The organism is Bacillus sp. FSL R5-0576 (genome assembly GCF_038004765.1).
Lineage (GTDB): Bacteria > Bacillota > Bacilli > Bacillales > Bacillaceae > Bacillus > Bacillus subtilis.
The window spans coordinates 3,502,872-3,515,347 of sequence record NZ_JBBORU010000001.1; the positions used below are offsets into that span (position 1 = coordinate 3,502,872).

The following is a 12,476-nucleotide window of genomic DNA, read 5'->3' on the forward strand; positions in this document are numbered from 1 at the left end:
CTCCGGGTTTTTTATTATTCCGCTTCGCTTACCACTGTGAAGCGTTCATTTTTGTGTTCGGGATGTTCAAGCTCGTCCAACACGGCAATGGCATAATCTGCATAGCTGATATAGCTGTCGCCTTTTGCATTTACGATGACATTGTCTTTTCCTTTTTGGTAAGAGCCAGTCCGTTTTCCTGCTGGATCAAAAAATGCCGCAGGACTGAGGAACGTCCAGGAAATGGAGTCTGTCTGCTGCAAATCTTTCAGGTTCTCGCCTTGATTTGATGCAGTTGGCAAATATTCTTTCGGAAATTCCGGCGTATCCATTAAACGGGTTGTTTTGGCTTCATCAACAAACAGGCTTCCCGCTCCGCCAACAACAAGCAATCTTGTGTGCTTCGCGTCCTTTAAAATGCTGATGAGTGCTCTTCCTGCTTCAACATGAAGATGTTCTTGGCCGGGTGCTGCTCCAAAAGCGTTTACGACCGCGTCGAACGGCTTGATGTCTTCCGCAGTCAGTTCAAACACATCTTTCTCCAAAACCGCTACGTCCTGCTCCTGCACTTTTGAAGCGTTTCTGACGATGGCTGTCACTTCATGGCCTCTTGTTTTCGCTTCTTTCAAAATCTCGTTTCCCGCTTTCCCGCTTGCGCCTATAATACCAATTTTCATTTTTCATTTCCTCCTTATTTGTAACAATTTTAGTTACATGTTAGCGGTGAGAAGTCATCCCTTTTGATTAAAAGAGATGATTCATAACATCTTTTAATGACTTGCTCGCCAGTTCATTTTCCATCGCTCTTTGCACACTTTCAAACGTTTCATCCAGAGCGTTCTGAATTTTTTTCCCTACCGGACATTTCGGATTCGGGTTTTCATGAACCGCAAAGAGTTCTTCTTGCTTTTGGACAGCCCGGTACACTTCTAAAAGAGAAATATCAGCAGGATCTTTTTTGAGGCTTGCACCCGGCACCCCGGCGCGTGATGTGAGAATATCAGCTTTTTTCAGCAGGCTGATCATTCTTCGCACAACTACCGGATTCGTGTTGACACTGTCTGCAATGATTTCTGAAGATGTTTTTTCATCCATCGAGATGAGGGATAAAATATGAATGGCAACAGCAAGACGGCTGTTAATCATGTTTTTTCACCACCGTTGTAACTATAATAGTTACATTTGATTCATTTGTCAACATCTAATATACACTAAATACATGGGTTTTGTGCACCGTTTTTAGTCAATAGAACGGCCGGATGCACTCCGGCCGCGTCTTATCAGAATAAGAAATATCTTTGTCCAAGGGGGACATAATCGACAGGCTGGCAAGACAATTCCTCCCCGTCAGCAAAGACCTGATAGGTTTTTGGATCAATCTCAATCTTCGGCAAAGCCGAATTCAGCTTCATATCCAGCTTGCTCAGCTTTCTGATATTTTTGACTGGAGAAATCCTTTTTTCCAGCCCTAAGCTTTCCGCCACACCACGCTCTATGCTTGCCTGAGACATAAATGTAATCGAGGTTGAGCGGTTGGCTTTTCCGTAAGACGCATACATTTGGCGCATGAAAACCGGTTCAGGAGTCGGGATGGACGCGTTCGGATCTCCCATTTGCGCACGTGCAATCATGCCGCCCTTTAAGACCAGTTCCGGTTTTACGCCGAAAAATACCGGGTCCCACAGAACGAGATCAGCAAGCTTCCCTTTTTCCACCGAGCCGACTTCATGGCTGAGCCCGTGCGTAATTGCCGGATTAATCGTGTATTTGGCAATGTACCGTTTTGCGCGCACATTGTCATTTCCGTTTTCGCCGGCAAGAGCGCCGCGCTGTTTTTTCATTTTATCGGCTACCTGCCATGTTCGGATGATCACTTCACCGACCCGCCCCATCGCTTGGGAATCCGATGATGTCATGCTGATCGCACCGATATCATGGAGAATATCCTCCGCGGCAATCGTCGCAGCCCTGATTCTGGAATGGCTGAACGCCACATCTTCAGGCACTTTCGCATCTAAATGGTGGCAGACCATCATCATGTCAAGATGCTCATCCATCGTATTAACGGTATAAGGAATGGTTGGCGTTGTAGATGACGGCAGAATGTTCGCATAAGAAGCGAGCCTCATAATATCCGGGGCATGGCCGCCGCCTGCACCTTCAATGTGATAAGTATGAATGACCCGGTCCCCGATCGCGTCGAGCGTGTTTTCCAAAAAGCCCGCTTCGTTAATCGTATCGGTATGGATGGCAACTTGAATATCAGCCTCGTCCACGACTTCCATACACGTTTTAATGGCGCTTGGCGTCGTGCCCCAGTCTTCATGAAGCTTAAGGCCGATGGCGCCGGCTTCCACCTGCTCGATCAGCGGCGCTTTATCGGATGCATTCCCTTTCCCTAAGAAGCCGACATTGATCGGAAACTCCTCGGCCGCTTCCAGCATCCTTGCCATATACCACGCGCCGGATGTACATGTTGTCGCTTTGCTGCCTGTTGCGGGTCCTGTTCCGCCTCCCAAAAGGGTTGTCACACCTGAAGAAAGCGCAACTTCCATCTGCTGAGGACAAATAAAATGAATGTGCGTGTCCACTCCCCCGGCTGTTAAAATTTTGCCTTCACCGGAAATCACCTCTGTCCCCGCTCCGATGACCATGTGCGGATCGACTCCATCCATGATATCAGGATTTCCGCTTTTTCCGACACCGACAATCCGGCCGTCTTTCACACCGACATCCGCTTTGACAATGCCTGTGTAATCCAATAGCACGACGTTGGTGATAACCAAATCCAAAGCGCCGTCCTTCCCTGTGATTCTGCCGTTTTGGCCCATGCCGTCGCGGATTGTTTTTCCGCCGCCAAAGATCATTTCTTCACCGTATACTGTGAAATCCTTTTCGACTTCGATCCATAAATCCGTGTCGCCCAATCTGATTTTATCGCCCGTTGTCGGGCCAAACAGTTCCGCATATTCCTCCCGTGACATTTTCATCGGATTACACCCTCCATCCAGCCGGCTTGTTTTAAGTTGGCCAACGTTTTTTCTTTGCCGCGTTCATCGATAAACGTGTCGGCCATTCCGTTCAGCCCTTTAATTGTCTTGCGTCCTCTGATTTCCACTAGTGAGACCGTTTTCTGCTCTCCCGGCTCAAAACGGACCGACGTGCCTGATGGAACATCAAGACGCATGCCTATCGCCAGTTCACGGTCAAATAATAAAGCCCCGTTGGCCTCCGCAAAATGAAAATGCGAACCGACTTGAATGGAGCGTGATCCGGTGTTTTTTACCGTTACCTCCCGTATCTCACGGCCTTCATTAATCGTAATGGTTCCCTCAGCAATTTGAAATGCTCCCGGCTTCATGACTTCACCTCCGCAGAAATTGGCTGATGTACCGTAACAAGCTTTACTCCATCCGGAAATGTGGCCTCCACCTGAATGCTGTCCAGCATCTCAGGCACACCTTCCATCACATCTTTTTCCGTTAATACATGGCGGCCGGCTTCCATCAGCTCTGCTACTCCCTTCCCATCACGTGCGCCTTCCATAATAAAGCAGGTGATATAAGCAGCAGCCTCAGGATAGTTCAACAGAACGCCCCGCGCCTTTCGCTGTTTGGCTAATTCCCCCGCTGCAAAAATGAGCAATTTTTCTTGTTCAACCGGTGTCAGTTTCATCTGTAATCCTCCTTCTTTTGTCATATAAAGCGGATGCGGTTACTACGAATTTGTGGAGCATGCAGGCGGGACATCACCTCCCTTTCTTCGAGAATGGGGGTCATACGGTAGGGTGCCTTTCAAATCGGCATGCCGTTTCTTCATCAGCCTTGCCATGGTCAACAACCGTTCCCCTGTCGATTACAGAAAGATAGTCAGCACAGATTAACGCGTTTTCCAGACTGCGCTCGACTAAGATAACAAATGTCTTTTTTTCTGGAAATTTCTATAATAACTTGTCTGACTAGTTCGACAATTAAAATCTGAATTCCTTCCAATTGTTCATTAAGTAAAATATTTTTCGGATTTACCATCAGCGCTCTGGCGATTGCAAGCTGCTACTGAGACCGCCTTTTCGTTTTGAACAAACGTTTGATTAAAACAAATAGCCCCCCTGTTTAGCCGGAAGCAGGCCTATGAAGTGGATTGGCCGACTCCATTTCGGCCTAATACAGCGACAATCTGCCCCGGGTGAACCTCCATGCTGAGGCTGTGCTAAACCATCGATTGATCATAACCAGACGTTACATTTCTGATGGCAGCCCGTTGTTTTGCTCCGCAACCGGAAGCATGGCATGGAGGCCAGTCTGAGGCGCCGTCCTCCACGATACCGAGAACCCGATTATTGCCATTAACTCCGCATCATAGACGGACACTTCGCTGATCGCCACCGTTCGGCTTAACGAGTGAAGAATCCCGACCTTCACTGAATCCCGCTTGTGTCGATATTAACTGTTTTTTCGCACTCCCGCTGGCTTCCGGCACTTTCTTCGGTGCAGTACATTCCGTCATCAAAACCCCTTTGTTTGATTTCTCCAAATGATGTTATAAAACTTTACAACTTATGTCATTATTATATAGAAGAGGCCTATTAATTCAAAGAATATTTAAAAAATTTAGTTACCTTGACCAAATCAGCTTCTTTTTTTGTTATATTTATTCACATCAGAAAAAGCGAACAAAAAAAGACAAGAAACATTTCGTTTCCTGCCTCTTCCGTACGATTAATCTTTATCTGAAAATTTATCCTTGGCTTTCCCGATATCCTTTTGGATTTCGCCTTTTGCCTTATCTTTTTTGCCTTCAGCCTGCATGTCCGTTCTGTCAGCCATATCTCCGACTTTATCCTTCACTTCTCCTTTGGCTTTATTGAAGCCGCCCTTCATTTTGTCTTTTACACTATCGTTACCCATGTTAATTCTCCCCTCTCAATTATGTGTGTACTTGTTACCTTCCCGATCTGAGAGGCAATAAACATTCTAATGTTATTTATCGATTTCGTAGCGCTCTCCGTAACGGAGCACCTTGTATATCGCCAGCCCGTCTGATGACTTTTTCTCCGAATATCGGACCGGCAGCAGGGCAAAAAACACATAATACGTAGAAAAATAGACAAACTGATAGAAAAACACATTCGGCTTTAATACACTGTGTATAATCAGCAGATTGATTGCAAAAATCGTGATGAGGTTAAACAAGCAGCCCCCTGCATACACGAGTGCATTTGAGAATCGATTGTCAATTTTCAACTCCCCGTACCGGCAAAAAGAATCGATAAAATAAATCGTTCTGAACCGTATGGGTCCAATTTTAAGCAGCGTTTTTCCCATGCCTATATCCAACGATCCCTTTCCGCCAAAAATAAAAGCCATAAAGCTGTGCCCTGAAACATGTATAATCTGTACAAGCGGCAGAACAATGAGGAAAGACCACAGAAACTTCACCATATCATTAAAACCAAACATTGAATTCCCCCTCACATGCATATCTGCATCCCAAAACGGCTTTTGTTCAAAAAACAGTGCTGTAGCGATTTTTCCTGTTCTCCCCGGAAATAAACGTTCCGATGCTCCCCTTTTTTTGCATAAAAAAAAACCATCTGCCAGCAGATGGTTTTGTCTCATACTTCATATAAACAATCGTTCCTTTGAATCATCTCTCTCATGCTGACCGCTTTTTCATAAAAATACACCGCTTCTTTATATTGTTCGCGATGACTGAAATAGGAGGCAGCATCTAAAGCAAATTCTTCAATATATACATACAGGCCCTTTTCTTCCATATAATCAAATACTTCTTGAATCATATTCAAATTGACAGATTCCACATATAATGCCTGCAGAAATTTATATTTTGCCAGACTGAAGAAGTCGTTTCGTTTTTGGGCAATGGCAATCCCTTTTTCATAGTACCGCATCGCGGCTTCGCTATCTTGTTTTTTGAAAAGAACGCGAGTCAGGCTGAAGAGCGCTTTTGGAAGCTGTTCCAGCTGATAATCCTCGAAGACAGGAAGCGCTTTTTCAAAGTAATCGGCGGCCTGATCCAGCTCCCCCTTGTCATCATAGCAATTCCCGATATTATAAAGGGCTGATCCGATCAAACGGGGCTGTCCTTCCAATAAAGCAAGGCGATACGCGTCATCTAAATGTTCAAGCGCTTTTTCATAATTTCTGTAGTCTATGTAGTTTCCTGATATGACGAAATGGCATTGAATTCTTCTGACTCTATAAAAATCGTGAGCCTTATACGTCTCCAGCGCCTGTACAGCGTGGTTCATGGAAAAGTGCGTCTGCTTCATAATATAAAAGACTTCCGCCACTTTAAAATGAAATTCCGCTCTTTCAATTTCATCTTCTACAAACGCAAGCATCTTCTCAGCTTTCCGATAAAAGGATATAGCCGAGATGTAATTGTTCTGTTCAAATTCGTACATTCCTCTAAACAAGTGAAAATAATACTCAGATAATCCGGAGATGCTGTCCTGATTGCTTTCCAGCGTTTTGATCAATTCACGATATTGAAGCTGAGATTCCTCGTGCAGGTCAGGCTTTACATAATCCAGCATAATTTGGTGCCGGTAGCTGATCAGCTGATAATACAGGAGAAGCAGCTGATCCTCTTCCATCTGTTCGATATCTAGATCAATTTCTTCCTTCAGCTTTACGGCATCAGCCACTTGAAATGCTAAAATGTGCTTATACCACTTATTGATTTTCACTCCTACTTGAGATGACGGGATCTCGTACGCGGCCATGCCCCTCCAACCCTTTCTATTTTCTAATTGGTTATATTTTATCATAATGTATGGCTTTGGAATTAAATTTTCTTACAATGATTCCTTCTTTATGCCTATCCTTATATATTTCGGTTTTTATACGTATTTTTTGCACTCGGATTCTAATAAAAAAGCTTATCGGACAGTGCCGATAAGCTTTTGACTTCAAATTAACCGCCAATATAAGACATTTCCACTTTCTTTTTGCCAGATGCTTTTGATAGCGTACGATCGACTGAATACTGATCAATCCGATTTTTCCATACTGTCCCGATCATTTCTGATAGTTCGTCATCACTTAATTTCTGGCGAACCGGAGCTCTGAGGTCAAATCCGCTTGAAGCGAATAAGCAGGTAAACAGCTCTCCTCTCGCAGAAAGACGGGCTCTGTTGCAAGATCCGCAGAACGCATCAGATACAGATGATATGACGCCGATTTCTCCGGAGCCGTCCAAGTAGCGGAATCTGGAAGCCACTTCGCCTATATAATTAGGCGCTATCGGCTCAACCGGCATGTGTTCATTGATCAAATCTATGATTTCCGCCTTTGTCATGACGTCTTTCTTTTCCCATTGGTTGGTGTTGCCTACGTCCATAAATTCAATGAATCTCAGGATATGCCCTTTTTCTTTAAAATAACGGGCCATAGGCAGTATATCTTTTTCATTGACGCCCTTTTGAACGACCATATTGATTTTAACACCGAGCCCTGCTTGCTTCGCCGCTTCAATGCCTTCCAGCACCTTGCTGACAGAAACTCCACGCCCGTTTATCTTCTTAAAACGCTCGTCTTCTAAAGAATCAAGGCTGATCGTAACCCTTTTCAACCCAGCCTCCTTGAGCCTCTTTGCATAAACAGGCAGCAGTGATCCGTTTGTCGTCATCGCGATGTCACGAATACCCGGTATGCGGGCCAGTTTTTTGATTAACTCCGGCATATCCTTTCTCATGAGGGGCTCTCCGCCGGTCAGGCGGATTTTTTCAACGCCAAATCTTGTGACAAACAATGTCGCAAGCCGTTCCAGCTCCTCAAATGAAAGCAGCTCCTCTTTCTTTAAAAAAGGATAATCCGGGCCGAATAATTCGGCGGGCATACAGTACGTGCATCGGAAGTTGCAGCGGTCTGTAACAGAAATGCGAAGGTCTCTCAGCGGTCTGTTTCTTTTATCCAACATCTGACGCGACTCTGTAATCATAGCTACAGCCCCTTCCTATCCCCTGATTCTCTCAGGGTGTGTATATACATTAAATGATCCGTTTCTGACAAATCCAATCGCTGTGATATTCAATTCTTCAGCCATTTGAATCGCAAGCTCCGTCGGGGCCGATTTGGAAATGACAATCGACACGCCGATTTTGGCCGCTTTTAACAGGACCTCTGATGAGATTCTGCCGCTGAACACAATCAGTTTGTCGCGTACGGACATCCCGTTTAAAAGGCAGTGTCCGTATAGTTTATCAAGTGCGTTATGCCGACCGATATCTGTGCGCATCAACAGAAGCTTCTCTGTGTCGCAAAGCGCCGCATTATGGACGCCTCCCGTATCCTGAAACGTCCCGCTCCCTTGCTGCATGTCTTTCATAAGCGCCAGACATGCCTCAGGCGATATCTTGATTTGGCTGACAGCCGTCTTGGCTGTTTTGACATCCTGCTGAAAATAAAAATGACGGCCCTTTCCGCAGCATGAGCCGATCACCCGTTTCGTATAATCCTTTTGATCCAATGTCTCAGGGTGAACGAGGTCGACATATACAAAACCGAGACTTTCATCTATTGTAAACCTTTTAATTTCTTTTTGAAATCGTATAACACCCTCTGATGCGAGAAATCCGATGACAAGCTCTTCGATATGCTCAGGCGTACAAACGAGCGTCACAAATTCACTGCCATTCAGTATCACTGTCAAAGGGAATTCCGTCACCATCCGGTCTTCTACTTTGCTTATTTCCCCTTGTTCATAGCGCCATACATCCCTGACCGCAGTTACTTTATCGTTCAATGTCTCTTCCCCTCCGCAATGTTCCTGCCTTTATATTTTTTCACACTCCTCGGATTTTGTCGAATTCTGAGACACAAAAAGAGCCCTCTATATAAAGGGCTTTCACAGGATGTGATGACGGCGGTGTTTAGGCAGGGCGCCTAAGCATTTAGCCGCCATTCCTTTTACCAATGTGCATTGACAACGAACGCTGGGCTTGTCGACACGCTGAGAGCCCTCTATAGAAAGGACTCTATGGTTGATTATACTGATTCTTTTTCAGAACCGTAAACAGCACAATAGCTGCGATCAAGGTGAGAATGCTGACAAAAAAGAAGGCTGCCAGTTTTAGAAGAACACCAAGCAATATGAATGCAACGGTTGCTATAAGAAAAATCATTCCGAATAATTTCATATGTTCAACCCCTTTTTAGGGTATCATTCCCGCCCAAACTGTTTTTAAACCAATAAAAAAAGGCGCCTGGGGGAGCGCCTGATCTTTAGGTTCCTTACTCAGTAAATTTTTGTGCTTCTTTTTCCCAAGCCTGTTCGAACTCATCCGCACTGTTCGCTGAAATATATTCTCCGCCGCCAGCGACAGCTGCTTGTTTCATCTCTTCATTACCCTTGACATCAAAGTTGAAGCCAATGATGTTTACAATCGTATCCACATTTGATGCACGGAGCTTTTCGATTTCTGCCGCAGGGTCTCCGCCGCACGTTTCTTCACCGTCAGTGATTAAATACACCACGTTTTTCCCGTCTGCGTCAAATGCTTCAAATTCTTTTCTTGTGTCTGCAAGTGCTTTGGCAATCGGTGTCCATCCAGTCGGCTTGAGCTCACTCAATGAATTGTCAAACAGAGACCCTTCATATGGATGAAGGCCGTAAATGGTTTCCGTCGTACTGCACGAAAGGGCTTTACCGGACAGTTTATTGTTCCCTGCATGCCCGAAAACGCGAAGCATAAGATTTGTATCCTTCGGAAGAAGTTCGGCAAAAGATTTTACTGATTTTTTGGCAATGTCTATTTTGCGCTCTCCTCCTGTTTTTTGAACCATGCTTCCGCTTCCGTCAAACAAAACAGCTACATTTGTATCAGCCTGTTTCTCAGCGGCAAAAGACGGGGAGGCAATGGAAACAGTCAACAATCCAATGATACCGGCAGCCAGCAATTTTTTCATACGATTACTTCCTTTCTTTTTCATATTTTCCAACTATATGTTGGATTCTTCTTTATGCTAGAATACGAAAATACAAAAAGATATAGGACATGCTGCCTTTTGTGCTGCTTTCACGATCTGTCCAAAATCGCTTGAAATGCCGTTCATTTTTAGCCATTTCCGCCCAGAAAGCATAAACAGATTGTGTGATCATTCATTCTTTTTTCGCCTTGATTATGACAGAAAAACGGAAATCTGCTACTATGCTACAGGCAGACAGCTAATTAGTTTTGAAGTTTTTGTTACATACAAAAAGAGGCTGACCATCACCAGCCTCTTTTTTCTTATTTAGATAACATTAGTGATTGCTGAGTGAAAATTTTCTCAACATCTTTTTGGGTATAAGCCGGGAAGTATTCACCGCCGCCTACTTTCGCAATTGCGTTCAGCTGGCCTTTGTATCCCTCTTTATAATCAAAGCCGATCACATTAACAGTGATATTGTCTTTTTGCAGTTCCTTTGCTGTTTTAATCGGGTTTCCTCCGCACGTTTCCTCACCGTCTGTCAACAGATACACCACTTTTTCCCCTTTTGCATCAAGCTGGTCAAAAGAAGATTTTGCCTCGTTCAGCGCTTTGGCAATTGGCGTCCAGCCAGTCGGCCCAATTGTATTGAGAGAATTGAGGAAGCTTTGCTCGTTAAAGCTTTGGAAGCCGTATACGTTGCGAATGGCTTCACATGACTGAACTTTTCCGGAATTTTTATTGTTTCCTTCAGAGCCAAACACGCTCATTTTCACCTGAGTTCCTTCTGGCAGTGAGCTTGCAAACTTTGAAATTTCTTTTTTGGCTGAATTAAATTTAGAGACACCGTCTATTCTTTTCGCCATACTTCCGCTGGCATCAAGCAAGACTGCCACGTTCGCAGGAGCTTTAGCCTCCGTTTCTTTCTTTTCAGCTGCAAAAGCAGGTGAAGTTAATCCAAAAAGCAATCCTGTCATCATGATCAGTGAAAATCTTTTCTTCATGTTCGTACCCCTTTACCAATTTGTTTCTGCGTGCAGATGTTCAACGCTGAACATAATCTATCGTAATCAACAAAAACCGAGAAATAAATAGGGCGGGCTTCCCCATTGCTGTTGTTTACTTTTGCATAGAAACCTATGTTTTTATTAGTGATTTCCACCTAACGCCCCTATGAAAAGAGAAGATTGTCCGCCTTTCGGCTTTCGTTATATGAGTCTGTCGAAGTCTGTCGACTAATGTGGATGACTTTACCACAATCTCAAAGCCTGAAATCAGGAAAAAAGGACTGATCCTTAAAGACGGTCAGAAGCTCCTCTAAACCGTTTCAACTGCTCTTAGATAAAAGATATTCAGGAACAGAAAAAGACGCCCAAAGAGCGTCTTTTTCTACTTTTTCGCCATATATTTATTCAAAAACGCATCTGCCTCAGAAATTTGTGTGCCTTGGTAATAGTACTTTACAATGTCATCAACCGTTTTGCCTTCTTTGGCCATAAAATTCGCTCCGTATTGGCTCATCCCCACACCGTGGCCAAATCCTCTCGTCGTGACTGTAATTGTGTCTCCATTTCGCTTCCATTCAAAATCGGCGGAGTTGAGACCCAGCTTTTCACGTATGTCTCTTCCTTTCAGCGTCTTGCCGTTAATGACGGCAGTTGCGACCTGGTGGCCCGGTGTCTCGCCGGTAATCTTCCCTACTGCGCTAGATCCATCCAGCTTGACGCCAAGCTTTTGCTGAAATTCTGCCGCTGTAAAGGTTTTCGTTGCCTTATATTTCGGAGACTTTTTATCCCATGGGCTTTTGACGCTTTTTAAATATGGGATAGCACTTGTCCAATAAGCTTCTGCATTCTCTGTGTAGCCGTTGCTTGTGGAGAAAAAGGATGCTTCAATCGGCTGGTTGTTGTACGTTAAGATTTTGCCTTGCGTACTGGCTACCGCAGCTGTGATTTTCTTCAGTTTTGTCTCATAGCTTGTGCCCCACTGTTTTTTCAGCTCCGCTTTGTTTTTATACACCTGGAACATCTGTGTATCATCCACCAGTGAGCCTTTAGGAGCCTCAACCGCTGAATTTGACACCATCAGTCTGACAATAAATGTTCTGGCGGCGAGAGCCTGGGCTTTCAATGCTTCAGATTCAAAGGTTGCCGGCATTTCGGAGGCGACGACTCCAATCACATACTCTTCAAGCGGAATGTTTTCTACGGATTGATTTGCGGTTCGATAGACGGGAATAGAAACAGGTGATGCTTTCAATGTTTCTGCTCCTTTCGATGCTGGTTTCGTGCTGACTGCTGTCTTTTCTGATTCTATGCTGGCCCCCGCTTCCTTATTATGCTGGAATGGTATAACCAAGAGTGTGGGAACCAAGAGAATCAATGCACATAGTACGGATAGTGTGATTGCGAATTGTTTCATATTCAGCTGCCTCCTGCTCGGGATTCGACTCTAGTCTAGTCTATGGGCAGGGACAAGCTAATATGACTCTCGTTTTGGACAGAAACTTTATTTGTCATTTACGTATTCTTTTTTGCTATTTTGCGCATAATGATGATAATA

16 protein-coding genes and 1 pseudogene are annotated in these 12,476 nt (G+C 44.5%); all 17 read right to left on the reverse strand.

The window, feature by feature from the left end; all coding sequences use genetic code 11:
• Positions 1–14: 14 nt before the first annotated feature.
• Positions 15–656: an NAD(P)-dependent oxidoreductase gene (locus NX903_RS17945; protein WP_015714860.1), complete on the reverse strand. Its 642-nt coding sequence runs from the start codon at positions 654–656 to the stop codon at positions 15–17.
• A 67-nt stretch (positions 657–723) separates the two neighbouring features.
• Positions 724–1,125 carry an Rrf2 family transcriptional regulator gene (locus tag NX903_RS17950; protein ID WP_003227734.1) on the reverse strand — a complete coding sequence of 134 codons (402 nt, stop codon included), beginning with the start codon at positions 1,123–1,125 and terminating at the stop codon, positions 724–726.
• Positions 1,126–1,259: 134 nt separating this feature from the next.
• Complete coding sequence (ureC, locus tag NX903_RS17955) at positions 1,260–2,969, reverse strand: urease subunit alpha (protein WP_086344415.1); 1,710 nt, start codon at positions 2,967–2,969, stop codon at positions 1,260–1,262.
• On the reverse strand, positions 2,966–3,340 hold the full coding sequence (gene ureB, locus NX903_RS17960; protein ID WP_015251023.1) for an urease subunit beta: 375 nt from the start codon (positions 3,338–3,340) through the stop codon (positions 2,966–2,968). The genes ureC and ureB overlap by 4 nt, the downstream gene beginning before the upstream one ends.
• Positions 3,337–3,654, reverse strand: coding sequence for an urease subunit gamma (gene ureA, locus NX903_RS17965; RefSeq protein ID WP_003227724.1), 318 nt, complete (start codon positions 3,652–3,654; stop codon positions 3,337–3,339). The genes ureB and ureA overlap by 4 nt, the downstream gene beginning before the upstream one ends.
• A gap of 194 nt (positions 3,655–3,848) precedes the next feature.
• Positions 3,849–4,007: a hypothetical protein gene (locus NX903_RS17970; RefSeq protein WP_124059325.1), complete on the reverse strand. Its 159-nt coding sequence runs from the start codon at positions 4,005–4,007 to the stop codon at positions 3,849–3,851.
• 265 nt (positions 4,008–4,272) lie between these two features.
• A pseudogene (locus tag NX903_RS17980) lies at positions 4,273–4,485 on the reverse strand (urea ABC transporter substrate-binding protein); the annotation flags it as partial.
• A 212-nt stretch (positions 4,486–4,697) separates the two neighbouring features.
• Entirely contained in the window at positions 4,698–4,886 is a 189-nt protein-coding gene (gene csbD / locus NX903_RS17985) for a stress response protein CsbD (protein WP_003227718.1), read from the reverse strand.
• 72 nt (positions 4,887–4,958) lie between these two features.
• Complete coding sequence (locus NX903_RS17990) at positions 4,959–5,438, reverse strand: hypothetical protein (protein WP_003244390.1); 480 nt, start codon at positions 5,436–5,438, stop codon at positions 4,959–4,961.
• Positions 5,439–5,593: 155 nt separating this feature from the next.
• Positions 5,594–6,727: a response regulator aspartate phosphatase RapB gene (rapB, locus tag NX903_RS17995; protein WP_086344416.1), complete on the reverse strand. Its 1,134-nt coding sequence runs from the start codon at positions 6,725–6,727 to the stop codon at positions 5,594–5,596.
• 191 nt (positions 6,728–6,918) lie between these two features.
• A complete protein-coding gene (gene moaA / locus NX903_RS18000) occupies positions 6,919–7,944 on the reverse strand; it encodes a GTP 3',8-cyclase MoaA (RefSeq protein WP_086344417.1) in 1,026 nt (341 codons plus the stop codon).
• A 15-nt stretch (positions 7,945–7,959) separates the two neighbouring features.
• Positions 7,960–8,748, reverse strand: a complete 789-nt coding sequence (fdhD, locus tag NX903_RS18005) for a formate dehydrogenase accessory sulfurtransferase FdhD (protein WP_014481178.1) — start codon at positions 8,746–8,748, stop codon at positions 7,960–7,962.
• 232 nt (positions 8,749–8,980) lie between these two features.
• Positions 8,981–9,142 carry a hypothetical protein gene (locus NX903_RS18010; RefSeq protein ID WP_014478245.1) on the reverse strand — a complete coding sequence of 54 codons (162 nt, stop codon included), beginning with the start codon at positions 9,140–9,142 and terminating at the stop codon, positions 8,981–8,983.
• 94 nt (positions 9,143–9,236) lie between these two features.
• The gene (locus NX903_RS18015) at positions 9,237–9,911 is read right to left on the reverse strand and encodes a vWA domain-containing protein (protein WP_003243553.1); all 675 of its coding nucleotides are present in this window, start codon (positions 9,909–9,911) and stop codon (positions 9,237–9,239) included.
• Between the two features lie 52 nt (positions 9,912–9,963).
• Positions 9,964–10,104: a hypothetical protein gene (locus NX903_RS18020; protein ID WP_144486784.1), complete on the reverse strand. Its 141-nt coding sequence runs from the start codon at positions 10,102–10,104 to the stop codon at positions 9,964–9,966.
• Between the two features lie 130 nt (positions 10,105–10,234).
• Positions 10,235–10,918, reverse strand: coding sequence for a vWA domain-containing protein (locus tag NX903_RS18025; RefSeq protein WP_024571497.1), 684 nt, complete (start codon positions 10,916–10,918; stop codon positions 10,235–10,237).
• A 385-nt stretch (positions 10,919–11,303) separates the two neighbouring features.
• Entirely contained in the window at positions 11,304–12,335 is a 1,032-nt protein-coding gene (gene spoIID, locus NX903_RS18030) for a stage II sporulation protein D (protein ID WP_086344418.1), read from the reverse strand.
• Positions 12,336–12,476 lie beyond the last annotated feature (141 nt).

Coding starts and splice junctions, on each gene's coding strand:
- NX903_RS17945 (WP_015714860.1), bottom strand. CDS start 656: ATGAAAATTGGTATTATAGGCGCAAGCGGGAAAGCGGGAAACGAGATT.
- NX903_RS17950 (WP_003227734.1), bottom strand. CDS start 1,125: ATGATTAACAGCCGTCTTGCTGTTGCCATTCATATTTTATCCCTCATC.
- ureC (WP_086344415.1), bottom strand. CDS start 2,969: ATGAAAATGTCACGGGAGGAATATGCGGAACTGTTTGGCCCGACAACG.
- ureB (WP_015251023.1), bottom strand. CDS start 3,340: ATGAAGCCGGGAGCATTTCAAATTGCTGAGGGAACCATTACGATTAAT.
- ureA (WP_003227724.1), bottom strand. CDS start 3,654: ATGAAACTGACACCGGTTGAACAAGAAAAATTGCTCATTTTTGCAGCG.
- NX903_RS17970 (WP_124059325.1), bottom strand. CDS start 4,007: ATGGTAAATCCGAAAAATATTTTACTTAATGAACAATTGGAAGGAATT.
- csbD (WP_003227718.1), bottom strand. CDS start 4,886: ATGGGTAACGATAGTGTAAAAGACAAAATGAAGGGCGGCTTCAATAAA.
- NX903_RS17990 (WP_003244390.1), bottom strand. CDS start 5,438: ATGTTTGGTTTTAATGATATGGTGAAGTTTCTGTGGTCTTTCCTCATT.
- rapB (WP_086344416.1), bottom strand. CDS start 6,727: ATGGCCGCGTACGAGATCCCGTCATCTCAAGTAGGAGTGAAAATCAAT.
- moaA (WP_086344417.1), bottom strand. CDS start 7,944: ATGATTACAGAGTCGCGTCAGATGTTGGATAAAAGAAACAGACCGCTG.
- NX903_RS18010 (WP_014478245.1), bottom strand. CDS start 9,142: ATGAAATTATTCGGAATGATTTTTCTTATAGCAACCGTTGCATTCATA.
- NX903_RS18015 (WP_003243553.1), bottom strand. CDS start 9,911: ATGAAAAAATTGCTGGCTGCCGGTATCATTGGATTGTTGACTGTTTCC.
- NX903_RS18020 (WP_144486784.1), bottom strand. CDS start 10,104: ATGATCACACAATCTGTTTATGCTTTCTGGGCGGAAATGGCTAAAAAT.
- NX903_RS18025 (WP_024571497.1), bottom strand. CDS start 10,918: ATGAAGAAAAGATTTTCACTGATCATGATGACAGGATTGCTTTTTGGA.
- spoIID (WP_086344418.1), bottom strand. CDS start 12,335: ATGAAACAATTCGCAATCACACTATCCGTACTATGTGCATTGATTCTC.